This is a genomic window from Microbacterium hatanonis, from assembly GCF_008017415.1.
Lineage (GTDB): Bacteria > Actinomycetota > Actinomycetes > Actinomycetales > Microbacteriaceae > Microbacterium > Microbacterium hatanonis.
This window is the reverse complement of sequence record NZ_VRSV01000002.1, coordinates 1,132,065-1,157,910: the sequence shown is the minus strand read 5'-3', so window position 1 is coordinate 1,157,910 and position 25,846 is coordinate 1,132,065. Positions and strand designations below refer to the sequence as shown.

The 25,846-nt window shown below is 69.4% G+C and carries 25 protein-coding genes; 12 read left to right on the top strand and 13 right to left on the bottom strand.

The window, feature by feature from the left end; genetic code table 11:
- Nucleotides 1-2: 2 nt before the first annotated feature.
- The 4 genes from FVP77_RS15495 to FVP77_RS15480 all read right to left on the bottom strand — a co-directional run bounded on the left by FVP77_RS15495 (nt 3) and on the right by FVP77_RS15480 (nt 4,921).
- Nucleotides 3-2,825 carry a M14 family zinc carboxypeptidase gene (locus FVP77_RS15495; protein ID WP_147895425.1) on the bottom strand — a complete coding sequence of 941 codons (2,823 nt, stop codon included), beginning with the start codon at nt 2,823-2,825 and terminating at the stop codon, nt 3-5.
- Between the two features lie 167 nt (nt 2,826-2,992).
- On the bottom strand, nt 2,993-3,964 hold the full coding sequence (locus FVP77_RS15490) for a carboxypeptidase-like regulatory domain-containing protein (RefSeq protein ID WP_147895424.1): 972 nt from the start codon (nt 3,962-3,964) through the stop codon (nt 2,993-2,995).
- 84 nt (nt 3,965-4,048) lie between these two features.
- On the bottom strand, nt 4,049-4,300 hold the full coding sequence (locus FVP77_RS15485; RefSeq protein ID WP_147895423.1) for a hypothetical protein: 252 nt from the start codon (nt 4,298-4,300) through the stop codon (nt 4,049-4,051).
- Nucleotides 4,301-4,351: 51 nt separating this feature from the next.
- Complete coding sequence (locus FVP77_RS15480; protein WP_147895422.1) at nt 4,352-4,921, bottom strand: helix-turn-helix domain-containing protein; 570 nt, start codon at nt 4,919-4,921, stop codon at nt 4,352-4,354.
- Nucleotides 4,922-5,144: 223 nt separating this feature from the next.
- On the opposite strand from FVP77_RS15480, the gene FVP77_RS15475 reads away from it, so the two are divergent.
- Nucleotides 5,145-6,176 carry a TerC family protein gene (locus tag FVP77_RS15475; RefSeq protein ID WP_147895421.1) on the top strand — a complete coding sequence of 344 codons (1,032 nt, stop codon included), beginning with the start codon at nt 5,145-5,147 and terminating at the stop codon, nt 6,174-6,176.
- Between the two features lie 125 nt (nt 6,177-6,301).
- Here the strand turns inward: FVP77_RS15475 and FVP77_RS15470 are convergent, their stop codons facing one another.
- Entirely contained in the window at nt 6,302-7,477 is a 1,176-nt protein-coding gene (locus tag FVP77_RS15470; RefSeq protein ID WP_187266966.1) for a glycoside hydrolase family 3 protein, read from the bottom strand.
- A gap of 69 nt (nt 7,478-7,546) precedes the next feature.
- Here FVP77_RS15470 and FVP77_RS15465 point away from each other — a divergent pair, with 69 nt between their 5' ends.
- Both FVP77_RS15465 and FVP77_RS15460 read left to right on the top strand, forming a co-directional pair.
- Entirely contained in the window at nt 7,547-8,365 is an 819-nt protein-coding gene (locus tag FVP77_RS15465) for an endo alpha-1,4 polygalactosaminidase (RefSeq protein WP_147895420.1), read from the top strand.
- Nucleotides 8,366-8,489: 124 nt separating this feature from the next.
- Nucleotides 8,490-8,744: a hypothetical protein gene (locus FVP77_RS15460; protein WP_147895419.1), complete on the top strand. Its 255-nt coding sequence runs from the start codon at nt 8,490-8,492 to the stop codon at nt 8,742-8,744.
- A gap of 66 nt (nt 8,745-8,810) precedes the next feature.
- Here FVP77_RS15460 and FVP77_RS15455 read toward each other — a convergent pair whose 3' ends face one another.
- Nucleotides 8,811-9,197 carry a DoxX family protein gene (locus FVP77_RS15455; RefSeq protein WP_147895418.1) on the bottom strand — a complete coding sequence of 129 codons (387 nt, stop codon included), beginning with the start codon at nt 9,195-9,197 and terminating at the stop codon, nt 8,811-8,813.
- 85 nt (nt 9,198-9,282) lie between these two features.
- Here FVP77_RS15455 and FVP77_RS15450 point away from each other — a divergent pair, with 85 nt between their 5' ends.
- Nucleotides 9,283-9,738, top strand: coding sequence for an SRPBCC family protein (locus tag FVP77_RS15450; RefSeq protein ID WP_147895417.1), 456 nt, complete (start codon nt 9,283-9,285; stop codon nt 9,736-9,738).
- 52 nt (nt 9,739-9,790) lie between these two features.
- On the opposite strand, the gene FVP77_RS15445 is transcribed toward FVP77_RS15450, so the two are convergent.
- A complete protein-coding gene (locus FVP77_RS15445; RefSeq protein WP_147895416.1) occupies nt 9,791-10,168 on the bottom strand; it encodes a PPOX class F420-dependent oxidoreductase in 378 nt (125 codons plus the stop codon).
- 113 nt (nt 10,169-10,281) lie between these two features.
- On the opposite strand from FVP77_RS15445, the gene FVP77_RS15440 reads away from it, so the two are divergent.
- The gene (locus FVP77_RS15440) at nt 10,282-10,755 is read left to right on the top strand and encodes a MarR family winged helix-turn-helix transcriptional regulator (RefSeq protein ID WP_147895415.1); all 474 of its coding nucleotides are present in this window, start codon (nt 10,282-10,284) and stop codon (nt 10,753-10,755) included.
- A 12-nt stretch (nt 10,756-10,767) separates the two neighbouring features.
- Here the strand turns inward: FVP77_RS15440 and FVP77_RS15435 are convergent, their stop codons facing one another.
- Nucleotides 10,768-11,091, bottom strand: coding sequence for a DUF7882 family protein (locus FVP77_RS15435; RefSeq protein ID WP_147895414.1), 324 nt, complete (start codon nt 11,089-11,091; stop codon nt 10,768-10,770).
- Between the two features lie 345 nt (nt 11,092-11,436).
- Between FVP77_RS15435 and FVP77_RS15430 the strand changes: the two genes are divergently transcribed.
- Both FVP77_RS15430 and FVP77_RS15425 read left to right on the top strand, forming a co-directional pair.
- The gene (locus FVP77_RS15430; protein ID WP_246134135.1) at nt 11,437-12,441 is read left to right on the top strand and encodes a glycoside hydrolase family 6 protein; all 1,005 of its coding nucleotides are present in this window, start codon (nt 11,437-11,439) and stop codon (nt 12,439-12,441) included.
- Nucleotides 12,442-12,572: 131 nt separating this feature from the next.
- Complete coding sequence (locus tag FVP77_RS15425; RefSeq protein ID WP_147895412.1) at nt 12,573-13,583, top strand: response regulator transcription factor; 1,011 nt, start codon at nt 12,573-12,575, stop codon at nt 13,581-13,583.
- Nucleotides 13,584-13,664: 81 nt separating this feature from the next.
- On the opposite strand, the gene FVP77_RS15420 is transcribed toward FVP77_RS15425, so the two are convergent.
- Both FVP77_RS15420 and FVP77_RS15415 read right to left on the bottom strand, forming a co-directional pair.
- Nucleotides 13,665-15,140, bottom strand: coding sequence for a glycosyltransferase family 2 protein (locus tag FVP77_RS15420; protein ID WP_147895411.1), 1,476 nt, complete (start codon nt 15,138-15,140; stop codon nt 13,665-13,667).
- 122 nt (nt 15,141-15,262) lie between these two features.
- Nucleotides 15,263-15,994 (bottom strand): fructose 1,6-bisphosphatase, encoded by a 732-nt coding sequence (locus FVP77_RS15415; protein ID WP_187266965.1) that lies wholly within the window; start codon nt 15,992-15,994, stop codon nt 15,263-15,265.
- Between the two features lie 177 nt (nt 15,995-16,171).
- On the opposite strand from FVP77_RS15415, the gene FVP77_RS15410 reads away from it, so the two are divergent.
- A complete protein-coding gene (locus FVP77_RS15410; protein WP_147895410.1) occupies nt 16,172-17,833 on the top strand; it encodes a sensor histidine kinase in 1,662 nt (553 codons plus the stop codon).
- A 12-nt stretch (nt 17,834-17,845) separates the two neighbouring features.
- Nucleotides 17,846-18,964: a hypothetical protein gene (locus tag FVP77_RS15405; RefSeq protein WP_147895409.1), complete on the top strand. Its 1,119-nt coding sequence runs from the start codon at nt 17,846-17,848 to the stop codon at nt 18,962-18,964.
- Here the strand turns inward: FVP77_RS15405 and FVP77_RS15400 are convergent, their stop codons facing one another.
- A complete protein-coding gene (locus FVP77_RS15400) occupies nt 18,965-19,591 on the bottom strand; it encodes a hypothetical protein (protein ID WP_147895408.1) in 627 nt (208 codons plus the stop codon).
- 76 nt (nt 19,592-19,667) lie between these two features.
- Between FVP77_RS15400 and FVP77_RS15395 the strand changes: the two genes are divergently transcribed.
- Entirely contained in the window at nt 19,668-21,443 is a 1,776-nt protein-coding gene (locus FVP77_RS15395; RefSeq protein ID WP_246134134.1) for a DUF4012 domain-containing protein, read from the top strand.
- Nucleotides 21,444-21,555: 112 nt separating this feature from the next.
- Complete coding sequence (locus tag FVP77_RS15390; RefSeq protein ID WP_187266964.1) at nt 21,556-22,128, top strand: LPXTG cell wall anchor domain-containing protein; 573 nt, start codon at nt 21,556-21,558, stop codon at nt 22,126-22,128.
- 60 nt (nt 22,129-22,188) lie between these two features.
- Here the strand turns inward: FVP77_RS15390 and FVP77_RS15385 are convergent, their stop codons facing one another.
- Both FVP77_RS15385 and truA read right to left on the bottom strand, forming a co-directional pair.
- The gene (locus FVP77_RS15385; protein ID WP_147895406.1) at nt 22,189-22,890 is read right to left on the bottom strand and encodes an endonuclease/exonuclease/phosphatase family protein; all 702 of its coding nucleotides are present in this window, start codon (nt 22,888-22,890) and stop codon (nt 22,189-22,191) included.
- A 76-nt stretch (nt 22,891-22,966) separates the two neighbouring features.
- Nucleotides 22,967-23,818 carry a tRNA pseudouridine(38-40) synthase TruA gene (truA, locus tag FVP77_RS15380; protein ID WP_147895405.1) on the bottom strand — a complete coding sequence of 284 codons (852 nt, stop codon included), beginning with the start codon at nt 23,816-23,818 and terminating at the stop codon, nt 22,967-22,969.
- A 72-nt stretch (nt 23,819-23,890) separates the two neighbouring features.
- Here truA and FVP77_RS15375 point away from each other — a divergent pair, with 72 nt between their 5' ends.
- Nucleotides 23,891-25,789: an acyltransferase family protein gene (locus FVP77_RS15375; protein WP_147895404.1), complete on the top strand. Its 1,899-nt coding sequence runs from the start codon at nt 23,891-23,893 to the stop codon at nt 25,787-25,789.
- The last annotated feature ends 57 nt before the right edge of the window (nt 25,790-25,846 follow it).

Genomic DNA, 25,846 nt, shown 5'->3' with positions numbered 1-25,846 from the left:
GATCACTCGGCGGAACGCCTCGCCCGCGTGCGGGCGAGCACGAACGCACCCGCTCCGAACATCATGAGCGCGGCGGCCCCGGCCCAGAGCGACCCCGGGCTCGACCCACCCGTCGCCGCGAGGCTCGAGTCGTTCGGCGGCACCACGACCGCCGGGGCCCCGGTGGTCGTGGGCGTCGGCGTCGGCGTCGGGGCCGCGGTCGGCTCCGTCGTCGGCTCCGGCGTCGGGGTCGCCGTCGGCTCGGGCTGCACGACGGGCGGTTCGACGGCGCTCGCCGTCTCGGTAGCCCAGAAGATCGACCGCGCGACGTCGCTGAACGCGCCGACCGGGTGGTTGCGGAACGTCGGAGAGGTACCGAACAGGAACACGCGATTACCCGAGATCGTCGACGTCGCAGACACGGCTGCGGCCTTGCCTGCGGCATCGGTCGTGGATCGGCCGTCGGTTGCCCGCCAGTGACCCGAGACCAGCGGGTCTGCGGCGTAGCTCGCCTCGACCGACACATTCTCCCCGAGGGCAGTGAACCACGTCGCCGGGTAGACGAACGCGGTGTCCTGGGCGAAGTCGCCCAGCACCCCGTCCTCGGGAGTGTCGATGGACACGATGCCGTTGGACCCCGACGTGCCCGTCGTCGCCGTCACAGTGGCCAGTCCGAAGGTCGACACGAACGACGCTCCGGCCGCGCCGCGCCCGACGACGGGCTTGCCCGAGTCCAGGAACGTGCGCATCGCGGTATAGCCGGTCGCCTGCGTCGTCGGGTTGATGTTCAGTGTGGCGCCGACCCACAGCAGATCGATCGAGCCGAGGTCGACCGCGCCCGAATCGATCGTCGCCGCGGTAACCGGTACGAGATCGGTGAAGCCGAGCTTGGTGAGCGCGTCGCGGTCGTCGGTGCTGGTGACGTATCCGACGCGAACCGGACGGAGTCCGACGACGCCCTCCTCGCGCAGACCCGATCCGTCGGAGGCGGCGAAGTCGACGCCGTAGATGCCCGCTGCGGCCCGGGCCGCAGCATCCGCCGTCGCGTCGCGCCGGAACACCACGGTGCCGTCCTCGAGCTGCGACAGCGCGATGCCCTCGCCCAGCAGCTCGTTGATGGCCTGGTAGTCGGCGACGCCGCGCGGCTCGAACGAGAGGTAGTCGCTCGCGGGATCCACCGAACCCGTGAGAGGCGCCTCGGAGATGGGCTCGAGTGCCGTCGTCGGGGCGGGATCGGTCGTGTAGCCGAGGGCCTCGACATCGGCTCCCCACAGCAGCGACAGGCTCCACGCGGAGATGTCGTACATGTCGGGCACCCGCTCGGTGATGTCGGTGCCGTCGCCGAGCAGCGCGTTGGCGAGTCCGCGGACCGGCTGGTGCATGTCGACGTAGTAGGAGCCGGCCGGGTAGGTGACGCCCTCGGCGGTGAACGATGCCGTCGTGCGCGAGACCTCGATGCCGTTGACGAGCAGCTGCTGCACGAGCGTCCGCGCGTCGGAGTCGGAGCGCTGACCCGCACCCTGCGGGATGACGTAGGCGCGCGGGAACTCGGTCGTGTAGATGTCGTTCTCGTCCCAGATGTCGGTCCACTCCGTGGGCACGCCCTCGGCGAGGTCGTCCGGCGAGACGTCGGCGGGGATCTCGACGCTCTCGGCGCCGGTGAGCCCGCGCTCGAAGATCTCGATCTGGTTCTCCAGCAGCGAGGCGCTGTTCTCCTGCACGTAGTCGGCGACGGTGTCGATGACCACCTCGGCGACCTCGATGTTCACCTTCGCGCGCGCCGGCTGGTCACCGCTGCGACCGAGCGGGAGCTCGACCGTGTTCGTGACGGCACCCTGGTAGGCGACGTACTGCGGGGCGAAGATCGGCGGCCAGTCGTCCCATCCCGAACGCTGGTCGCGGTAGGGGATGTTGATGAAGCCGGTGTTGGTCGACGTCACTCCCGCGGTCTCGGGGTCGTAGTAGGTGTTGCCGGGGATGTTCGCCTCGGTCACGGCCTTCTCGATGTCGAGCGCGGTCGCGTAGGCGTGCGGCACGAACAGGTCGTACTCGTAGTTCTCGCCGTGGGGCGGACCGCACGGTTCGACCTGCAGCACGTTGGTGTAACCGTGCAGGTCGATGAAATAGGTCGGCTGGATGATGCTGGCGAGGTCGCGGACGATCGACGCCTCCTTCGTCGCACCGGTGATGAAGTCGCGGTTCGGGTCGTACCCGTTGGCGGTGCCGCGCTGCCCGAGCGCGCGCCCGTCGGGGTTGTTCGTGACCGTGAAGTAGATGCGGTGGTTGTCGAGCAGGTCCTGGATGACCGGGTCGGCGCTGGTGGCGAGATCCTCGATGTAGTTGAGGGTGGCGTCCGTGCCCTCCCACTCGTTGCCGTGGATGTTCGCGTTGAACCACAGCGGCACCTTGTAGCCCTCGGCGAGCGCCGCATCGGATGCTGCGGCGGCGGGGTCGTACTTCACCTTGGTGCGCCAGGCGTCCTGCTGAGCCGTCTCGGCGGGGGTCTCACGCGACGTCACCGTCACCATGTAGATCTCGCGGCCCTGGTAGGAGGTGCCCACGACCTGCGACGACACGCGGTTGCTGCGGTCCATCAGGCGGTTCAGGAACGGGGCGATCTCGTCGTAGGGCATCACGCCGCGCGCGATCGACGCGTCCGTGGGCAGGTCGGGGACGACGGTGAGCCGGGGCTGATACGGGTACTGCGTCGGCATCTCGATCGACGACGTCGGTCGGACGATCGAGAGCGCGGGCGGGTCGACCGCCGCGCTCGCCGGCGCGAACGCCAGCATGGAGGAGGCGATGGCGACGACGCCACCTATGGACACGAGGGCACGGGTTCGCACGAAGCGGACTCCATTCGAGAGGGGGAGCTCGACGCGCGCTCGGAGCTGAGCGCGCGGGACCACGCCGTCCGGTGGGACGGGGATCGAAGAGACAGGCGGTGCCCCTACCCTAGGAAGCGCGTGTTTCGCCCTCGTGTCGGCCGGGTGTCGAGAAGACTATGCGCGGGCTATGCGGTGATCGCGCTCGCCGGACCGGTGATCCTCGCGATGCGGTCAGGTTCGATCGTGACCACGAGAGACGGTGTGCGGGCGACACCGTCGACCGCCACGGCGTAGCGCCCCGGGGCCAGTCCTTCGAAGAGCACGCGACCGGTGTGGTCGGTGAGTCCGTCCCGCTCCACGCGGACGCACCCCTGCCGCGCGAGCGTGACATCGGCCTCCGCGGCGAACGCCCCGTCTTCTGCGCACAGCAGCAGCTCGACCGCGCCGGCGGTCGGCACGACCACGGGCGTCACCTCGACGTCGCGGCGGCTCGACAGCTCCACGGTCTCTTCGGCGAGCGCGTAGGGCAGCCAGTCGTGACCGGAACGCCGGTACACGAGAAGCTCGTATCTGCCGGCGGGAGCCCGCAGGACGAAGCGTCCGGTGGGGTCGCTCTCGACGACGAGGGTGTCGCCGTCGAAGGGATCGACCGGGGTCGGCTCGTTCAGGAGCGCGACGGCGTACCGGCCGTCCGCACCCGAGATCGCGCCCGTCACCCGGCCCGCCGCCGTCAAGGCCGCGTCGACGGCGAGGGTCTCGGCTCCGGCATCCACGATCACGCGCGTGGCGTCGTCACCTCGGCGGACGTTGGGGAACCACGCCTCCACATACCCGAAGGGGGCATCCGGGAGCGCGATCTCCGACGGACGGAACAGCACCGCGTATCGGCCGGCCGGAACGTCGCTGATCGCGTAGCCGCCGTCGGATCGAGCTGTCGCGCTGTACGCCTGACCGGTCGATTCGTCGATCGCGACGACGTCGCCGGCGACCGCCTGCCCGGTGTCGGAGGCGAGGCGTCCGAGGATGCGCCCGGTGCCGGGCTCCGCCGCCACGGCCGTCGCGGGAGCGAGGAACGACCCCGCGACGACCGCCGACGCGAGGAGGGCGGCGGCTCGTCGCAGGGAGCCCGGTCGGTGCGAGCCGTTCGAGTGGTTCACGTGGCCGCTCCCGCTGAGATCGATCCACCGCCGTGGTCGGCCGCGGTCGCCGCACCGTAACAGCCCCGGATGGCGCGGAGGTGACTACTCGGTGTCGCTTTCGTACTCGATCTCACCGGCGACGATGGCCTCGGCGTACTTGCGCAGGTCGGGTCCGGGTTCGTAGTCGATGAACCGGTCCTTCAGGCGCGCGTTCAGTTCGGCGAACGCTTCGTCGGCCGTCACGTCGGGGCGGGTCTTCGCGACGTCGACGACCGCCTCGCGCAGCACGCGGTCGGCGTCGTCGAGGATCTTCGCTCGTGCGGGTTCGTTCCAGGAGATCTCTGAGGTCTTCATGGCGCGAGCGTACGTCGCACGACACCCGGGGAAGCCGGGGTTGCGCACGCGCTACCGGCGGTGTGCGGCAGGATCCGACGCGGTCTTCTCGTCGACCCAGCCCTGCAGCTTCCACGCCGGCACCCGGAAGACCCGCGCGATCGCGGCGACCGAATAACGCGCCTCCATCACGGCGGCAACGGCGAACTGCGGCAGGGAATCGAACGAGCGGTCGGCGAGCGCTCCCTTGCGCAGATCCGCGAACGTGCGAGGGGCGCGCTCCGCCGGAGAGGCCGGATCGCTCGACGGCGGCTCCGCGACCGCCGCGGGCACCGCCGGCGCGTGATCGCCCACAGGCGGAGGAGGCGCAGCATCCGCCGACGTCTCCCCCACCGATACGAACGACCGCACCGGGACCCCGAGGGCGTCGGCCGCCGCGAACAGGGTCGAGAGCGACGTCGCCCCTTCGCCGCGCTCGAGCGCCGACAGCGCGGGAGCGGCGACACCGGCGAGCGTCGCGAACTCCTGCAGGGACAGTCCCTGCGCCGTCCGATGATCATGGATGCGGCGGCCCAGAGCAGCTACTCCGACGGCCGCCCGCGCCGCCCTGTCCGAGCGTCCGTTCGATGTGATCGTCCCCATACGATCCTCCCCGCCTCGGATCGTAGCGCTTACCACACAGACGGCGCATCCCCAAGCCCCTGCGCCATGCCTTATCCTGGTGGAGCAAGGGGAGTACTCCCACTCGCGGCGCTGCCGTCATTACGGACTCGACATCGAGTCCCGGCACGTCGGTCCCGACCCCGGTCGTGATGGAGGAGACCTTGACGTCGTTGTAACGTCCTCTCACCCCTGGAGCTCTCCCATGGAGATCACGCCTCTCATTTGGCTCATCACGATCGCGGTCACCATCGCGTTCTTCGTCTACGAATTCTTCGCGCACGTGCGCACACCGCACGAACCGACAGTGGGCGAATCCGCCCGTTGGTCGGCGTTCTACATCGGGCTGGCGCTGCTGTTCGGTGTCGTCATCGGAGCGGTGTGGGGCTGGGACTTCGGCGGCGAGTACTACGCCGGGTACCTCACCGAGAAGGCGTTGTCGATCGACAACCTCTTCGTGTTCCTGCTGATCATGACCGGTTTCGCGGTACCCAAGAAGTACCAGCAGAAGGTGCTCATGATCGGCATCGTCATCGCGCTCATCATGCGCGGAGCGTTCATCGCCGTCGGCGCCGCGCTGATCGACAACTTCTCGTGGATCTTCTACCTCTTCGGCGCCCTGCTGCTCTTCCTCGCGTACCGTCAGGCGTTCTCCCATGGCGAGAGCGACCCCGCCAACGGCAGGTTCATGAAGTTCGTGCGCCGCCACCTGGCCGTCACCGAGGAGTACCACGGCGACAAGCTCACGGTGAAGCTGGACGGCAAGCGCTTCGTCACCCCCATGCTGCTCACGATCGTCGCGATCGGCTTCATCGATCTCGTCTTCGCCGTCGACTCGATCCCCGCGATCTACGGCCTCACGAACGAGGCGTACATCGTGTTCACGGCCAACGCGTTCGCGCTGATGGGTCTGCGCCAGCTGTACTTCCTCATCGGCGGCCTGCTCGAGCGCCTCGTCTACCTCGCCCAGGGTCTGGCGGTCATCCTCGCGTTCATCGGTGTGAAGCTCGTGTTCCACGCCCTTCACGTCAACGAGCTGCCGTTCATCAACGGGGGCGAGCCGCTCCTGTGGGTGCCTGAGATCCCGATCTGGTTCTCGCTGCTGTTCATCGGCGCGACCATCGCCGTCGCCACCGTCGCGAGTCTCGCGAAGACCCGCAACGACGACCGCAAGAAGGATCGCTCCCGCATCGAGGGCGAGCCCGTCATCCACGCCGACGACGAGACGAAGCGCTAGTCCCCGCGCCCGCCTGCGCCCGGTGACGGGCGGAGGAGACCTCACGAGCGGAGGACGATCCCCCAGGGATTCGTCCTCCGTTCGTCGTTTATCCGCCCGCGGCGACGGATGCTGCGCCCGCGCGATCAGCCGAGCGGGGCCTTCGCCTCGACCACCCGGCGCGCGGCGGCATCGACCTTCGCCGCGAACGCCTCGTCGGTCTGCGCGCGGGAGAGCACGGCCGCGTACATCTCGGGGAACACCGTCGGATCGGCCGAGACGAGCACCAGGTCGACTCCTGCCTCGATCGACAGGAGGGCACGGTCGGCGGGCGTCCAGTCGCGGATCTGCGCGGCGGCCGACAGATCGTCGGTCGTGACCACGCCGTCGAACCCGAGCTGTTCGCGCAGCAGGCCCGTCACGACGGTCAGCGAGAACGCGGCGGGCGCGCTGGGGTCGATCCGCGCGTAGACGGCGGTCGACATCATCACGACCGCCGGCCCCCCGGCGAGCAGATCGCGGTAGACGGCCACGTCGGCCGAGTCGGCACCGACGACGTCGTCGACGACACCCGACCGGGTGTCGGTGTTCTGCGTCGCCCGCCCGAGACCGGGGAAGTGCTTCAGCGTCGGCATGACGCCCGAGGCCCGCATCCCGGCGGCGAAGGCTCCGGCCTTGTCGGCGACGGTGGCCTGGTCGAATCCGTACTCGCGATTGAGGGCGCCGATCGGCGGGTTCTGTGGCCCGGCCTCGGCGCTCGTGACGATGTCGGCCACCGGGGCGAGGTTCATGTTCACGCCGGCCTGGGCCAGCTGAGCGCCCCAGCGTGTCGCGTCCGCCTGGAGCGTCGCCGTGTCGGAGCGCGCCTGGGTGAGAGCGGTGGGGATGCCGTCGAAGCCGGGACCGGAGAGCACCTGCACGTCGCCGCCCTCCTGGTCGGTCGCGATCCACAGCGGCGGGTCGCTCTCGACGCGGGCGTCTTCGAAGGCCTTCACGAACGCGGCAGCCGCCTCGACCCCCGCGGAGGAGCGGCCGTGGAGGAAGACGCCGCCGGCGTGCTGCTGCGACACCGCGTCGAGCGTGATCGGATCGGGTCCGCCGACCGAGGTGCCCACCATGAAGAGCTGCCCCACCCGCTGTTCGAGCGAGAGGCCGGCGATCGGGTCGGCGGGTGTGGGGGTGGGCGTCGGAGACGCCGGTGGAGCGCTCGACGGAGCGATGCTCGACGGTTCCGCGGTCGGCGACGGTGCCGGAGCCGAGCATCCGACGAGGCCGAGGATCGCGGCGACGGCCAGGGCTGCGGTGGGGAGGGTTCTCGTCACCCTTCCATGGTCGCAACCCTCCCCGTGCGCGCGGCACGGGTTGCGCGCGCCGACGTTAGGCTCTCACCGATGATCAGCACCCGGATCGGCTCGAGCCTCGCCGCTCTGGGGATCGTGGCATGTGCACTGGTGTCGTGCGCATCGGTCGCCTCTCCTCCGCCGGCCGCCGTTCCTCCCCCGGCCGCCGGGGTGCCCGACTACCAGCTCGGCGATGCCTATCCGCCCGATGACCGGGTGACGATCGTCGGACGCGACCGGTCGGCGGAGCCGGCCGAGGGGCTGTACTCGATCTGCTACGTCAACGGGTTCCAGACGCAGCCCGCCGAACGCGACGAGTGGCCTGAGGAGCTGCTTCTCCGGAGCGCCGACGGCGAGCCGGTCATCGACCCCGGGTGGCCCGACGAGGTGATCCTCGATACCGGCTCGACCGCGAAGCGCCAGGCGATCGCCGACATCGTCGGTCCGTGGATCGAGGGGTGCGCAGCATCCGGGTTCCATGCCGTCGAGTTCGACAATCTCGACACGTTCACGCGCACGGGCGGCGCGCTGACGCTCGAGGACAACCTCGCGTTGGCCGCGATGCTCGTCGACGTGGCGCACGGGGCGGGCCTCGCCGCGGGGCAGAAGAACGCGGCGGAATTCGCGTCCGACCTGCGCGGCGCCGCAGGCTTCGATTTCGCCGTGACCGAGGAGTGCGCCGCCTACGACGAGTGCGCGAGCTACGCCGACGTCTACGGGTCGGCCGTGATCGATATCGAATACACCGATGCTCTGCCCCGCACGTTCGACGAGATGTGCGCCGATCCCGGGTCGCCCTCGTCGATGGTTCTGCGCGATCGACAGCTCTCGGCGCCGGGCGATCCCGACCACGTCTTCGCGGTGTGCTGACCGGCGGCAGACCCTACCGAACCGGAATATCCGGCGCAACGTTCACAGCAGACGTCCAGGTTCTGCCATTCTGGGGTCGCGGTGTCTGCCCGGGTGCCGCTTCTCTCAGCCGTGAAGGATACTCATGACTCAGCAGCCCGCAGCCGGAATCGACTACCCCGGCAAGACCCTCGGCATCGTCGGCCTCGTCGTCGCCATCTTCTTCAACGTGATCGGTCTGATCATCTCGGCGATCGCTTTCAACCAGTCGAAGAAGGCCGGCTACAAGAACACGCCCGCCCTCGTCGGCATCATCATCGGCATCGTTCTGACCGTGCTCGGCATCATCATCGGCATCGCGTCCTTCTCGGCCATGATGAGCATGGTCAGCAGCTACTGACCGCGCTTCCCGCCCCGTCTTCGCCCCGCCTCGGCGGGCGGGGGCGGGGCGGTCGCTTTTCAAGCACTACGCGGCGCGACGCGTCGACCACCACGCCCATGCCACCAGCACGGGCTGGAAGAACAGGCGCACGTAGCGCCGCCGGTCGGTGTCGAGCCCGAAGGCGGAGCGGCCTTTGCGCCACTGGTCGAGATTGCCGGGGAACACGGCGATGAAGAACGCCGCGAGGAGCGATCCGACCCGTCGGCGTTCTCCGGGCAGGGCGACCAGCGCGACGCCGAAGGCGACCTCGACCACGCCCGAGGCGACCACGATCGTGTCCTTGTCCAGCGGCATGCCGTCGACGAGCGCGTCGGGCACCTGTGCCTGGAAATCCTTCCGTGCCCAGAGCAGGTGGCTCAGTCCGGCGAAGACCATGGCGGCGGCGAGCGCCCACCGGGCGACAGTTCTCATGATTCCGAGGGTAGTTGTCAAGGGCGGGGCGCGCGACGGCGGACCGGCGAGACCATGGGAGGAAACCGCAACAGGAAGGCAGACCATGGCCCGGATCATCGAGACCATCGACGTGGACGTCCCCGTTCGTGTCGCCTACAACCAGTGGACGCAGTTCGAGGAGTTCCCCCAGTTCCTCAGCTTCGTGGAGTCGATCGTGCAGACCGACGACAAGACGCAGCACTGGAAGGTGAAGATCGGCGGCCAGGAGCGCGAGTTCGACGCCGAGATCACCGAACAGCACCCCGACGAGCGCGTCGCCTGGAACAGCATCGCGGGCGAGGAGAACCACGCCGGCGTCGTGACCTTCCACAAGCTCAGCGACACCACCTCGCGCGTCACCGTGCAGATCGACTGGGAGCCCACCGGGCTGCTCGAGAAGGCGGGCGCCCTGGTCGGCGTCGACGACATCGCCGTGAAGCGCGACCTTGCGAACTTCAAGAAGTTCATCGAGTCGCGCGGATCCGAGACCGGCGCCTGGCGAGGCGACGTCGAGAACTGACGTCCCCTGCGGATGGACGGCGGTCGGAACGCTCCGGCCGCCGTCCGTCGTGTCAGGCTCGGAAGTCCGGCGAACCCAGCACGCGCTCGGGTCGGAGCTCCAGGACGACGCGCTCGGGGTTCACGCGCGGTTGCCGATAGCGCCGCGCGTAGAGCTCGACGGCGTGCGCGACGGCGTCGGCGTCATCGAGCACGGATGCTGTGCCCTCGAAACTGATCCAGCGCCCGCCGTCCACCGAGCAGATCGAGGCGCGACCGCGGCGCTGGGCGTTGAGGAACTTCTGCGAACCCCGCGATCCGATCACCCGCACCACGTCGTCCTCCCAGGTGAATCCCACGGGTACCGCGTGGATGCGGTCGCGACGCCCCAGGGTCGAGAGCGTGGCGAGGTGGTATTCGGAGAGGAAGGTGCGCGCGGCGGCGGTGATCATCGTCCCAGCGTGCCAGAGTGGAAGTTCTTTACTCGCCTAGTAATCACCGAGCCTAAGTAGAATGGCCCGGGCACGAACCATGCACCCTGAGCCCACAGGGAAGGGAGTGACCGGTGACCGTCACCGACACCGAGACCGACTTCGATACGAACGAGGCGATCCACGACGCCGCCCGATCGGTGGAGCTGCTCCGACTCTCCGAGGCCCGCCTGTCGCGCAGGCGGCAGACCGACTGCGGTCCGAGCGAGAACGCGCGCGCGGCGATGCGATACATCCTCGAGCGAGCGGACGTCGGAGAGGGAGTGACGCCGAGCGAGATCGCGTCGCACCTCGGTGTCTCGGGCGCCTCGGTCACCGGCATGCTCGATCGTCTGCACGCCGGGGGCATGATCGCCTTCGAGGCGCACCCTCGCGACCGGCGCAGCAAGCTGGTCGTTCCCTTCGACCGCTCGACGGACGCCGACGACGTCGACCCGGTGACCGCCAAGATCCGTCAGTTCGCCGCAGACCTCTCCCCCGAGGCGGCGGCCCAGATCGCCGACTTCCTCGAGCGCGTGCGCGAGGTCGTCGACGCGGAGTGCGCCTGAGAGCGGGCAGCGTCAGCCGACCACAGGCTCCATCGGGGCGTCCGCGTCGGGCTCGGGCGTCACGGCCAGCCCGTTCGGGCTCCCGGCCTCGAGCATGAGCTGGTCGACCCAGCGGCGGTTGAGCGCCGGCGCCCGGCTTCCGTAGAAATGGAAGACCAGCGGGATCGACGGATGGATCCAGATCGATCGCGATCCGCTTCCATCGCCGGCGGCGAACTGGAACATGAACGACTCGTTGCGACGCAGCTTGTTCATGAAGACGATTCGCAGGTGGGACAGCGCACGGTCCTCGATGTCGAAGGAATGTCCTTGCGCGTTGTAAATCAGTTTGCCCACGATCACAGACTACCGCGCGCTTCGACTTAACTACTCGGTACGACGGGAGTTAACTATCTCTCCCCCGGTGCCGTTCCACGGAATCTCACGGCCTTCCGGGGCCCGCCCGCCTTCCCGCGAGTTCCCCGGGAATCGATGCACAAGAATTCACTTTTGTCCCCCGAACGGGGGACTCCGACCCTATGATGGGCGGGACGGCCCGGCACCGGTCGTCAGCCCTCGCCGGCGTGTGACCTCGTCCACCCGACGAGGGCACTCTTTTTTCCGCTGCCGTCCGGATCGCACCGGTCGGCCCCACCGCGAGTAGAGTCCCTCCTGATGGGTACCCCGACGTCTCGTCCGACGATGCGCCGACGGACAAAGAAGACCCTGCTGATCGCCGCTGCCGCGCTGCTGGCCATCGGGCTCGTCGCCGTGATCGCGTTCGTCGGCGTCAACGCCCAGACCTTCTTCCATGCGCTGGGCGCCCGCCCGCCCGCGGTCGGCACGACGATCGTCGCCCCCACCGAGTCGAAAGCCGCCCTCTCCGCCGCCTCTCCGAGCGGGCTGTCCGACGACGAGGCCGCCGCGGCCGCCTACCTCGCCGAGCAGCCGACCGCCTACTGGCTGACTCCCGAGCTCGACCCGATCGACGAGGTCTGGGACCGGATCGCACACCTCGCCGACGAGGCACGCGATCAGGATGCGGCGCTCGCGGTGGTCGTCTACGGCCTGCCCGGGCGCGACTGCGGCAATCACTCCGCCGGCGGACTCGACCCGGAGGGGTACGTGGAGTGGACCGACCTCATCGGTCAGGCGCTGCGCAACGCTCAGGATGTGCAGAAGATCGTGATCCTCGAGCCCGACAGCCTCGCCCTCGCCCCCGACTGCGGCAACATCGACGAGCGGGTGCCGCAGCTCTCCGGCGCCGCCGACCGGTTGGCGGGCATCGACACCTGGATCTACCTCGACGGCGGTCACTCCGACTGGCTGCCCGCTGAGCAGATGGCCGACCTGATCCGCCAGGTCGGCGTATCCGACCATGTGCGCGGCTTCGCCACGAACGTGTCCAACTACCAGTCCACGACCGCCGAGTTCGACTACGCCCACGAGGTGGCCGGCCTCCTCGGGGGCGACGTGCACGCGATCGTCGACACGTCGCGCAACGGCGCCGGCCCGGCGGGGAGCGAGTGGTGCAACCCCGCAGGACGACTGATCGGAGACCCCGGGGGCACCTACGGCGACGACGTCGTCGACACGAACCTCTGGATCAAGCCGCCCGGGGAGAGCGACGGCACCTGCAACGGCGGCCCCGATGCCGGCGTCTGGTGGCCGGAGGGCTCCGCGGAGCTCACCCGCGAAGCGCGGTGAGGGCCACGGGGGGCCGCTCACAACATATGTACAAGTATGGAATGATAACGCTGGACCGAGCGGTGCCACCGGTCTGCGCGACCTTCGGTTCGCAGCATCCGCTCACCTAGACCAGCCCGGAGAGCAGGGACATGAGCGATTCAGCGGACGTCAAGACCGCCGTCATCGTCGAGGACGATCCCGACATCCGGCATCTCCTCGTCGAGGTCCTCGAATCGGCCGGCTTCTCGACCGTGTCGGTCGGCAACGGCATCGACGGCGTCCGCGCGGTCATCGCGTACCAGCCGTTGATCACCACGCTCGACGTCAACATGCCCGGCATCGACGGATTCGAGGCCGCGCGCCGCATCCGGGCGCAGAGCGACACCTACATCATCATGCTGACCGGCCTGGAGGACGAGGCCGACGTCGTGCTCGGCCTCGGCGCGGGGGCCGACGAATACGTCGTCAAGCCGTTCCGGCCGCGCGAGCTCCGGGCGCGCATCGAAGCCCTTCTCCGCCGGCCGCGCGGCGGAGACGCTCAGGCGAACGCTCCGCGACAGGACTCCGTCGGCCCGTCCTTCCCCGGCGCGCGTCCCACCGGGCAGACGCAATCGATCCCGATCGTGCGCAACGCACCCGATGCCCCTCAGCAGCCCTCGGGCCAGCCCTCCGTTCCGGCGTTCGACGAGCACCGTCTGCCGCCGACCAGCGCCATGCCCGGGTCGCCCGTAATCGTCCCCTCCTCGCAGGGGCCCGCCTCCTACCCCGCGCCGGGTTCCGACGTGGCCGTTCGGCCGAGCGGCGCCCTCGTGCCGACCGGCGACAACTGGGTGCTGCACCGCGACCTGCAGCTCGACCCCGAGACCCGCATCGTGCTGGTCGCCGGCCAGGAGATGGATCTGACCCGCACCGAGTTCGACCTGCTGGCGACGCTCCTCGAATCGAAGCGGCGCGTGCGCAGCAAGGCCGATCTCACGCTGGTCCTGCGGGGAGAGTCCTACGTGACGAGCTACTTCGTCGGCGATGCCGACAAGCGTGCGATCGAGGCGCACATGACGAACCTGCGCCGCAAGCTCGGCGACAACCCGGCCGCACCGCGCTACATCGAGACGGTGCGGGGAGTCGGCTACCGCCTCACCTCCGAGCTCACCTCGGCGTGATCCGCGCGCAGCACGCATAACGGATGCCTCGACCCTCCCCAGGGCCGAGGCATCCGTGTTTCTGAAACGACGGGTTCGTGTTCAGACCTTGTATCCGTGGTAGCGACGGACGAGCTTGAAGAACATTCCGAGGGTCTGGAGGACGGTCACGACGCCGACGATCGGCCACCCGATCCAGAGGATCGTGGACTGGGCCATCGGGCCGATCAGCATCCAGACGATCGTCATCGCGATCGCGATGGCGATGAGCACGATGAGCGGCGTCCAGTGTCCGAGACCGCCGCCCTTCTCGGCCTTGGCCTGCATCGCCCAGTTGTCGACCTTCTTGCGGGAGAAGAAGCGGCTCCAGGAACGGACGAAGTGGCTGAGACGCACCCACATGAACATCTCTGCGGGAAGGAAGGTCGCCGCGAACAGGACGTCTCGACTGTTGCTGTCCTTCATCGTCCGCGCGATGCGCACGTTGAGCAGGATCGCCATCCCCGACGGGATGAGCCACCACGGTGAGAACACGAAGGCGTTGATCGACAGCGAGCCCGCCAGGAGCGTCACGAAGGCGACGCGGACGAACAGGTTGGTGAGCATGCCGAAGTTCTCCAGCCACCGCAGGCGCAGGTTCGGGTGCAGCGGCTGACCCTTCGTGTCGCCGCGCTGGCCGGGCCACATGAGCTCGATCGCGCCGTAGGTCCACTTGACCTGCTGCGCGTCGTAGCCGGAGAGCGTGGTCATGCCGCCGACGTTCGCACGAGCGTAGGGGCTGATCTTCGTGAGGTACCCGGCGCTCTTGATCTGCAGTGAGAGGAGCGAGTCCTCGACCTCCGAGTCGCGCACCCACGGGGAGTTCTGGTGGTTCTGCCGCATGGCTTCGCGCAGGGCGTGGGTGGAGAAGATGGAGAACTGCCCGCCGAGGACGGCCATGTTGCGTCCGCGCAGCAGGTTCTGCAGGTTGAAGGCAGCGAACTGCGTGCGCTGGCCGGCGATGAGGAACTTCGCGATGCCGCCCTTGATCGGGCGGTCGTCGATCGAGTAGATCGCTGAGATCCCGCCGATGCGCGAGTCGGCGACCGCTTCGCTCTCGAGGTACTCGACGGCCTGCTTGTCGGCGATGGTGTCACCGTCGACGCCGAGCAGGTAGTCGTACCCCTCCACCAGCGAGTAGCCGTAGTTGAGCGCGCCGACCTTCTTGTCGGGGTTCTTGCCGATGTCGTGGACGAAGACCTCGGTGAACTGCTCTCCCAGGTCGGTCGTGATCTCGTGCGGCCCGCTGTACTCCGAGGCGATCTTGACGGTCGCGTCGGACGTGTTGTTGACGACGACGTGGATGACGTCGGGAACGCGCGTCTGCTTCAGGAGAGCCTCGATCACCTCGGCGATCGACTCCTCCTCGTTGTAGGCGGGGATGACGCACCCGATGGTCGAGCGGTGTCCGCCGTTGTTCTCGAGCACCGCGGCGAAGTCGTCGGCGAAGCCCGCCGTCGAGTTCGCCTGGATGGGCTCGTGGGCGAACGAGGGGGGCGCGAACGCCTGAGTGGCGAGGGAGGTGCGCGTGTCGCTCATGGGTGTCTTCCAATCGGATTCTTCGACCTTCCGGCCGATACCCACTCTGGCGGACCCCCCTCAGGGAATCAGCGAGCGTACGTCACGCTTTCCCGCAAGATTCCCTCAAGATCGCCCCGGGGTCATCCGGCCGACCCGGCGGGGTAGATCGCGATGGGCACGTACTGGTACACGGTCTGCTGGGAGAACGAGTTCTCGTCGTTCGCGCCGCCCTCGACCCAGATGTTCATCGCGAACTCCAGAGTGACTCCGTAGGTGTCGTTCGGCATCTGGTGCATCGTCGTCTCGGGCACGTGCAGACCGCCCTGGAAGCTGTTCAGCAGCAGACCTCGGTCGGATCGGTTCGTATCGGCCGGCACCAGCGTGCGGGGGTCGGCGCTGAACTGGAACGGGCTCTGCACCTGTCCCGATGTCTGGGCGGTCTGCGACGTGATCGAGATCGACGAGATGTAGACGCGGCGCTTCTGGGTGAGCACGGCCTTCTCGTCCACGCGCTGGTCGTACGCGTTGACGGCGAAACCGAAGGTCTTCTCCCGATCGGTCGTCCACTCCTGGGTGCGCCGAGAGTCGACGGCCCACATGTCGAGCGTCACCTGGAGGCCGTCGGCGACCTCGGTGGTGAGCGAGACCGACCCGTCGTACGTGAACTGCGAGGCGAAGTCCATCGAGGCCGAGGGCTGCGGCTGCGGGGTGACGACCGAGGTCGGGGCGCTCGCCGGGTTGGAGATGCCCTGGACGCTGTTGAACGTGTCGACGAGCTGTGCGCACCCGGTGAGCGACAGACCGGCGAGGGCGAAAGAGGCGACGAAGGCCGCGGCGCGGACTTTCCGGCGCGAGGAAACACGAAGGCTCATGGGCCCACTCCTGAGGATGTGACGCGCGGATGCGCGAGGGTCGGTTCGGCGACCATCACGCTGCGGGATGCAGGCCTCAGGGGGAGTCTGACCGGGCGATGAGTCGGGAGCATACATCGGCCGGAGCAGAGACAGGATGGCGCGCAAGAGAATACACCACCGTCGTAGACTCACCGCATGGGTGCCGCGATTCGTCTTCCGGCGTCGTCGCCGATCGACGTCGTGGAAGACCCAGACAACGCGTCTCCGAGCAGCCGGACCCGATCGATCTGGCTGCTCCAGCTCGTTCTGGCCGCGAGCGTGATCGTCACGGTGATCATGGTCCAGGCGCTCCAGCCGCAGCTGTTCGGTGCGTGGACCTTCTCCGCCGGGGTCATCATGATCATCGCCTTGACGGCCGTGACCCTGGTCGTCCCGTGGCGGCGCGTGTCGCGCAACGCCGTCGTGCTCGTGCCGTTGCTCGATCTGATCGGGATCGGACTGCTGGCCTACGGCAGCGAGATGCGCTTCGGGTTCTTCTGGGTCTTCCCGGTGACCTGGATCGCCTCCCACTACTCGCTCCTGCATCTCGGCGGGGCGCTCGGAACGGTCGGCGCGATCATCCTCATCGACGCCAACCTGAACGGCCCGACCCCGTTCACCGCGCTCCGGCTGCTCGTGGTGATGCTCTCGCTCACCTTCATCGGTCTCACCACCTACTTGACCGCCCGCCAGAACAACGCGTTCAAGAACCTCCTCCGCCGCCAGGCCGCCCGGCTGCAGAGCACGCTGCAACGCGTCACCGGGCAGGAGAGACGCGTGTCGGAGATGCTGAACGGCCTCGACACCGGGATCGCGCGCCTGTCCTCCGACGGTGAGGTGCTCGCACTCAACGACACCTACGTGACGCTCTACGCGGTCGACCGCGACGACCCCAAGCGTCCGGGGGCGTCGGTCGAGTACGCGACCCTCCGCGGCGAGCCCCTGGCCGAGCCCGACCGGCCGTTCATGCGCGCGGCTCGGGGTGAGCAGTTCGAAGACGAGCGCGTCTGGCTCTACGACACCCGCGGCCAGTGGCACGCGCTGTCGGCCTCGACGCGCCGCCTGACCTCGAGCGATGACGAACCGGCCACGACGCTCCTCATCATCCACGACGTCACGGCTCTCATCGAGGCGGAGCGAGCGCGGGAGCAGATTGCGACGGTCGTCTCGCACGAGCTGCGCAACCCCCTCACGGCGATCATCGGTCACGCCGACCTCCTCCTCGACCACGCCGACCTCCCGGCCCGCGTCCGGGAGCAGATCGAGGTCATCGATAACGCCGGCCAGCGCATGCAGAAGCTGATCTCCGAGATCCTCGCGGGCTCCCGCGCGCGGTCGGACGAGTCGAGCGCGCAGAACGCGGCCGACGTGCGTCGTGTCGTCGACGCCTCCGTCGAGTCCTTCCGCCCGGCCTCCGACGGGCGTCGCATCGCCATCCTCGTCGATGTGCCCGGCGACCTCCCCCTCGTCGGCGACGCGTTCCGGCTGCGGCAGGCGTTCGACAACATTCTGAGCAACGCGATCAAGTACACGCCCGGCGGTGGAACCGTGCGCATCAGCGCGACGCGGTCCGACGATCGCCTCGTCGTCGCGTTCGCCGACACCGGGGTGGGCATCTCCCCCGCCGACCTGCCGCGTATCTTCGACCCCTACTTCCGCACGCAGTCCGCGCGCGAGAGCCCCACGCCCGGCACGGGACTGGGGATGGGGATCGTCCGCGACATCGTCGAGCAGCAGGGCGGTACGCTCGACGTAGACAGCGAGCAGGGAACCGGTACCACCGTGACGGTCACGCTGCCGATCGAGACAGAGGCATAAACGGGGTCTTTCATGGGGTCGATCTCCGTCGCCAACCTCGGCATCGCCCAGGCGGTCGTCGCATCGTTGGGAACCGTGATGATCGTCGGCCTCGGCTTCCTCCAGCGCCCGTCGAGGGCGTCGCTGATGTGGTCGCTCGCCTTCATCCTCGCGATGGTCAGCACCTGGGTCACCCTCGCGGGAGAGGCACTGGCGCTGGAGGGTCTGCGGCGCCTGGGCCTCGGACTCATGCTCGGCGCGCCGGCGCTCATCTGGTCGGGCTTCCGCGCCCGGCGGCGTGTGCCCGCGCTCCCGTGGATCGCCGCCGTGCAGGCGGCCGTGTCCGCCGCGGTCCTGATCGTGCTGGCCGACCCGCAGGCGTACAGCCTCGGTTTCCGCACCCTGTTCCTCGTCGCGGGCGTCTTCGCGGCGCTCACCGTCGTCGAGATCCAGCGTTCCCCCGACCGGCATGAACGGCTCGTGCTCCCCTTGATGCTGGTCTCGTCCGCGTTCGTCGTGCTGGGCGTGTTCTCGCTGCTCGCCGGTCTGATCTCCTCGCCCGGCACCAGCGAAGACCTCGCTCTCGTGCGGCTGCTGAATTCGCTCGGGATGCTGGTGTACCTGGTGTGCGTGACCGTCAGCCTCCTGTTCTTCACCTCGGTGTCGAGTGTGGGGGTCCAGACGGCGCGATCGTGGACGCAGTTCGCCGTCGCCGCGACCGACCGCCTGGCGCGGGCCCGCGCGGCCGGCGAGACGAGCTGGGTGCTGCTGTCGGTGCAGATCGACGATCCGGACGAGATCCGTGCGGCCGCCGGGGAGGCATCCTTCTCCCGCATCGCCGAACGGTTCGATCAGGCCGTCGTCTCCTCGTTCCCCGCCGAAGCCGACATCGGGCGCGAGGGACGCGGTCGCCTGGTCGTTCTGACCGCACGACCCGGGCCCGTCGTCCGCGAGCACATGCGCGCGCTCCTGCACGAGGTGTCGATCATCGACGCCGCCCAGCAGATCTCGGTGCAGCTGTCGGCCAGCATCGGCTGGGCCCCGGCGGACGTCGTGGGTTACGACTTCCCCACGCTGCTCACCGCGGCGCAGCAGGCCTCGGCCGAAGCATCCGCCCGGGGCGGCGACCGCTGGCAGCGGATCGGCGCCTGACTACTGCGCGCCGCCCGCGATGGCGACGGTGAGGGTGTCGGTCGCCGTCTGCTTCGCGTACTCGCTCGAGGTCGGCGTGGTCTGCACGAGGTACTCGTAGGTGAACTGCAGGGTGACGAAGGTCGCGCCGTCGGGCACCTCGCCCACGTTGAACGTCTGCGAGTAGCTGTAGGGGTCGAGCACCGGGTAGCCGGGGCTCACCGTCGACTGATCGACCTGCGCGGTCAGCGGAGCGAACGACTCGGTCGCATTGCCCGGCACGGCGATCATCGACGCGCGCTGCAGGTAGACCTGCTGGCCGTCGTTCGGCGTGACGGTGGTCACCATGGAGAGCTGGATCGGCTTCAGCGCCGTCGCCGTCCACCTGTCCATCGACAGGGTCGACCAGTAGTTGACGTCGGCGGCGACGGAGCCGGCCTGGATCTTGCGCTCGGTCGAGCCGCTCGAGAGGTCGTTGGGCACCGGCTGCGGCGCCGCCGACTGCGGCGCAGAGGGCGAGGCCGAGACCTCCGGTGCATCGCTGCTGCCGACCGCCCAGGGCGGCGTTCCGCAGCCCGTCATGAGGAGCGCTGCCGTCAGCACGAGTGCGCCCGCACCCACCGTGCGGCGTCGATTCGAACCAACCATGTGCGGGCCTCTCCCTGGATGACTGCGATTCTATCCGCGCGCGGGTGATCGTCCCGCGACCGCCTAGGGTGATCGGGTGAGCGCATCGACCCCCGACGCCCCCCGACGCCTGCCGGGCCGCATCGTCGCGTGGACGCTGGCGGCGATCCTCGCCCTCGCCGTGCTCGGGTCCCTGTGGATCGGCGTGCGCGGCGCGATGGCCTACGGGCACCTGACCGACGCCCAGGATGCGGCGGCCGACGTCGCCGCGAGCCTGAACGATCCCGCGACCGCGGCCGACGCCATCGCCGGCATCTCCGCCGACACGTCGGCGGCACGGTCCCTCACGAGCGACCCGATCTGGCGGGCCGCCGAATCCCTGCCGTGGATCGGCGCGCAGCTGTCGGCCGTGTCGACCGTGACAGCGGCGATCGACGACGTGGCGAGCTCGGCGCTCACCCCGCTGGCCGAGGTCGCGTCGTCGTTCTCGGTCGATGCCATCCGCCCCCGGGACGGCGCCATCGACGTGTCGCTCTTCACGTCCCTCGCCCCCGCGGCGCGCACCGGTGCCGACGCGATCGGCTCGGCCGGAGCATCCGTCGATGCGATCGACACATCGCTGTTGATCGGCCCGCTGCAGGCCCCGATCACCCAGGCGCAGGAGCTGCTCCAGACGACCGCGGCCGGTGCCGAGACCCTCGCTCGCGCGACCGAGCTCATGCCGGCCATGCTCGGCGCCGACGGTCCGCGCAACTACCTCGTCATCTTCCAGAACAACGCCGAGTGGCGCTCCCAGGGCGGCATCGTCGGCGCGATGGCCGTGATCAGCACCGACGGCGGCCGGATGTCGCTCACCGCTCAGGGATCGTCGGGCGACTTCCGCCGGTACGACTCTTCGGTGGTGCCGCTGTCGCCCGAGCTGCTCGGCGTGTACGGCGAGCGCCCCGGGCTGTACATCCAGAACGCCACCCAGGTCGCGGACTTCGCGCTCACCGGGCAGATCGCGAAGGAGATGTGGGCGCGCGAGTTCGGCACGCAGGTCGACGGCGTCATCTCCCTCGATCCGGTCGCCCTGTCGTACCTCCTGACGGCCACGGGCCCGATCACCCTGCCGACCGGCGACGTGCTGACCAGCGACAACGCCGTCGATCTGCTCCTCAACGGCGTCTACCAGCGCTACGAGCGTCCGTCCGACCAGGACGCCTTCTTCCAGGCCGCGGCGGCGGAGGTCTTCTCGGCACTGTCATCGGGTGCCGCCGAGCCTCGCCCGCTCCTCGAGGCGCTCGCGCGCGCGGGTGACGAGAACCGCCTCCTGCTGTGGAGCGCGCGCGACGACGACCAGGCGATCCTCGACGGGACCACGCTGCAGGGCGGTCTGCCCGTGACGGATGCGGCGCAGACGGCGTTCGGCGTGTACCTCAACGACGGCACCGGCTCGAAGATGGACTACTACCTGGCCGCCGGGGCGGGTGCCGGGTGGTGCACCGGCGTCGACGGCGGATCGACCGCGGAGGCGGTCGTCACGATTCGCAACGACGCGCCCGCCGATGCGGCGACTCTGCCGACCTACATCACCGGCGGGGGCAGCTTCGGCGTACCGGAAGGATCGGCCCGCTCGGTCGCCTACCTGTACCTGCCGGCGGGGGCCGAACTCGTCTCCAGCGAGGCCTCGAACGCCGGCGCTACGCCGGTGTTCGGCGGGGGTTTCGACACGGGCCGTCAGGTGATCTCGTGGACGAGCGAGCTCGCCCCGGGCGAGGAGGCGACGCTGCGCGTGCGCGTGAAGACGCCCCAGACTCCGCAGCTGGTCATGCACATATCACCGACTGTTAACACGAATGAAACGCCGCGAGTTGCAACTACCTGTGAGTAACCTCGATAATCGTTTAAAGGGGACCCTCAGGATCCACCTCCACCGTCGTTCCCCTGCCTTGCACAACGCTGCGATTCCGCGGCGAATGCTGACCAAGAGACAGGTGCCCCCCATGAAGAACAACTTTGCAAAGGTAGCCGCGGTGATCACCATCGCCGCCGCCGCCACATTCGTCCCCCTCGCTGCGCACGCCTACCCCACGGGCGAGGAAGCCAGCGTCTCCAGCACGAACGTCACGCCTGGCGGGACCATCGACTTCGCCGTCGCTGACGGCACGTTCGTTCCGGGCGAGCCCGTCACGATCTCCCTCACGGGTGAGAGCGCCTCGGGCGCGAGCCTGGCCGTCCTCAAGGCCGCCGTCGAGACCGCGACGCTCGGAACCATCCCGGCCGCGGCCGACGGTTCGATCGACGCGCGAATCGTCTTCCCGGCCAACGCCTCGGGCGTCTACACCATCACCGCCACGTCCCCCTCGGTTCCCGAGGGTGTCAGCGTGACCGTCACGGCTGCAACGGCCGGCGGCGGCACCGGTGGCGGCTCCAACGCCGGTGGCAGCCTGCCCGCTACCGGTATGGACTCCGGCTCGCTCCTCGGCCTCTGGGTCGGCGGCGGCGCGCTCGTCCTCGCCGGTGGTGCCGTCGCGGTCGGTGCTGCAGTGCACCGTCAGCGCAAGCACGCCGCGTAAGACACAGCGGTTCGCAGAGAGGGTCGTCCGGAAACGGGCGGCCCTTTCTCGTTGCCGCTCTCAGGCCGCGTCGTCGTCGACAGGGGCGTGCGCGTCCGACACCTTCGCCGTGATCAGGATCGGGAGATGGTCCGACAGTCCCTGCGGCAGCGTGCGGATGCGCTCGATGTCGAAGCCCGACGACGTCGCGAAGTCGTAGTGCCCGCGGAAGAACCGGTACCGGGTGTAGGTGCGGGAGTCGCTCAGGGTGAGCTCGTACCCCTGCGCGCGGATCTTCTGCCCGAGGTACTCCTTGAACACGGGGTAGTTGTAGTCGCCGACCATGAGCGTCGGCAGCCCCTCCCCCAGGTTCTGCAGGGCCGCCAGGGCCGTGCGGATCTGGTGGCGGCGAAGCGAGTTCAGAGCCGTCAGCGGCGCCGCGTGGAACGACGCCACGATGATCTCGCGTCCGTGGTCGATGTCGAACAGCCGCACCCCCAGCATCCGCTCCTCGGCGGGCTTGAGCACGTAGTCGTGCAGGGACTTCTTCAGGGCGAGCGAGCGCACCTCGACGGCGCGGAAGGTGTTCGCCCGGTAGTACACCGCCAGACCCAGTCTGTTGCGCTGCGTGGCCTCGGCGAGGCGGAGGCCGGCGATCTCGGCGGGGAGGCCCGTCGTGTCGCACTCCTGCAGGCAGAGGATGTCGGCGCCGTGGGCCTCGACGAGCTCGGCGAGCTCGGTCGCCGCACGATGCTTGCGCAAGTTGTAGGAGATGACCTTCATAGCGGGTCCAGCCTAGGCACACGATCCATGGGGGCGGGCCAGCTTGACACCGGCTCGCCGTCGATCGGCGTCGCGCTCACTCCTGGTCTCGGCGGCGGCGCGTCTGTTCGGCTCGATCGGCCAGCAGGTCGACCGCCGGATAGCCCACCTCGGTGAGCGTCAGCCCCCGCGCGGCGAGCACCTTCGTCTCGCTCGTGCGCACCGCGCCGTCGCGGATCGACACCACGTCGTCGACGCCGAGCCGCCCTTCTCCGACCGCGACGCACGCGCCGACGAGAGCCCGCACCATGCTGTGGCAGAAAGCATCCGCCCGCACGTGCGCCAGAAGCACCCCCTCGGCGGTGCGGCGCCAGTCGAACTCGAGCAGGGTGCGGATCGTCGTCGCTTCGTCCCGCGGCTTGCAGTACGCCGCGAAATCGTGGAGTCCGATGAGCGAGCGTGCCGCCGCATCCATGCCCTCGACGTCGAGCGCACCTCGGACGGTCGTCGTGCGCAGGCGTTCGAGCGGCTCGTACCGGGCGTCCCCGTCGGCGATCCGGTACTCGTAGCGGCGCCAGACCGCCGAGAAGCGCGCGTCGAACCCGTCGGGAGCGAGCCCGGTCGACCTGACGGTGACGTCGGGGTAGGCGCCGAGCACGCCGCGCACACGGGTCGACAGCGCCGTGGCGGCCTCCGCGGGCTCCGATGCTGCCGGCCCTCGCCCTCGCGGGAGGCGTCGCACCTGATCGGGGTCGAGATCGAGGTGCGCAACCTGCCCGGTCGCGTGCACGCCGGCATCGGTCCGCCCCGCGACGACGAGCCGCGGTGCTCCGCCGACGATGCGGGCCAGTGCGTCCTCGAGCGTGCCCTGCACGGTGCGAAGGCCGGGCTGTCGCGCCCACCCGCGGAATGCGGTGCCGTCGTAGGCGATGTCGAGACGGATCCGCACGGCCCCAGCCTATGCGTCCCACCCGCCTGATTAGACTGGCATGTCCGCGAGTCTCGGAGCCTCCCCCCGCCCATGACAGAACGTCCGCCACGCCCTGCCCGCTACGCGGGTCTCGACGGCATGCGTGCCATCGCCGTCGCCCTCGTCGTCATCTACCACCTCTTCCCGGGGTGGATCTTCGCGAGCGGCTTCGTCGGCGTCGACGCGTTCTTCGTCATCAGCGGGTTCCTGATCACCTCGCTCCTCCTCGTCGAGCACGGCGCGACGGGGCGCATCAGCCTGCGTGCCTTCTGGACGCGCCGAGCGCGGCGACTGGCACCCGCGCTCCTGCTCGTGGTCACCGTCTGCGCGAGCGCGGCCTGGCTCGTCGGAGGCGACGTCCTGGCGCGCATGGGGGCGCAGATCCTCGGTGCGGCGACCTTCAGCTACAACTGGGTGTCGATCGCCGGCGGCTCCGACTACTTCGCCGCGACGTCGCCCGAGCTCTTCCGCAACCTCTGGTCGCTCGCCGTCGAGGAGCAGTTCTACGTCCTGTGGCCGGTCGCGCTCCCGCTCCTCCTGCTCGTGCGATCACGGGTCGTACGGGTCGCGGTCGTGCTCCTGCTCGCCGGCGCGTCGGCCGCGTGGATGGCGCAGGTCATCGGCGGCGGGGATCTGACGCGCGCCTACTTCGGCACCGACACCTACGCGTTCGGCATCCTCATCGGGGTCGCTCTGGCGCTGATCCTGCGGACGGCCCTCGCCGAACCGCCGTCGTGGATGCTGCGACGCCGCGTGAAGACGTTGATCGGCTCCGTCGGCGTGGTCGCCCTCGCGGCACTCCTCGTCGTGGCCATGCTCCCCGCCACCGACTCCGGGGCGACGTTCCCGGGCACGATGCTCGTCGCGAGCGTGCTCACCTCCCTCGTCATCACCGCCACGACCTGGCCGGGATCGATCCTCGGACGGAGCCTCGATGTGGCGCCGCTGCGGTGGATCGGAGACCGCTCCTACGGTCTCTACCTGTGGCATTGGCCGGTGCTCGTGCTCCTTACCGCCGCGGCAGGCGCGACGACGGCCGAGGTGCCGCTGAGTATCGCCCTGGTGACGCTCGCGGTGACCGCCGTCGCGGCCGAGCTGTCGTACCGGCTGTGGGAGACCCCGGTGCGCCGGCGAGGCTTCCGAGGCGCCGCGACGGCCGCGTGGGGTGCGCTGAGGGGCTCACCGCAGCGCCGCCTGCGCGCAGTGGCCGCCGCGGTCGCTCTGCTGCTCGTCCTCGGGGGCACCACGGCCGCCATCGCCGCGGCGCCCGCCGAGACCTCGGCCGAATCGGCGGTGCAGGCGGGCATCGACGCGCTCGACAACGACGCGCAGAGCAGTGAGCCCGGCGCGACGCCGACGACCGATCCCATCCCCGTTCCGACGCCGGCGCCCACCCCCGTCGGAGGCAACGAGATCACGGCCGTCGGCGACTCGGTCATGCTCGCCTCCGCACCCGCGCTGGTCGACCGCTTCCCCGGTATCCAGGTGGATGCGGCGGTCTCGCGCTCGATGTATGCCGGCCCGGACATTCTCGAACAGCTCTCCTCCGCCGGCCAGCTGCGCCGCTACGTCGTCGTCGCGCTCGGAACCAACGGGGCCATCGACCGCGCGACGCTCGACGAGATCGAACGGATCGTCGGACCCGACCGCGAGCTCGTCGTCGTGAACGCCCACGCCCCGCGCGACTGGATCGCGGGGGTCAACTCCGAGCTGCAGACCTTCGCCGCCGACTACCCCACTGTCGAGCTGGCCGACTGGTCGGGGGCGATCGGCCCTCACGAGGATCTCCTCGCCGGCGACCGGATCCACCCCGGGTCCGCGGGGGGACGCATCTTCGCCGACACGGTCGCCGCGGCCGTCGACACCGCCCAGAGGGATCGCCTCGACCGCCAGTACGCGCTCGACCTGCGGAGCTACCAGCTCAACCGGCGCCTGCTCGGCAGCAACTGAGCCGAGAACGCCGAACGGCCCGCGCATCTCGCGATGCACGGGCCGTTCGAGCCGGAG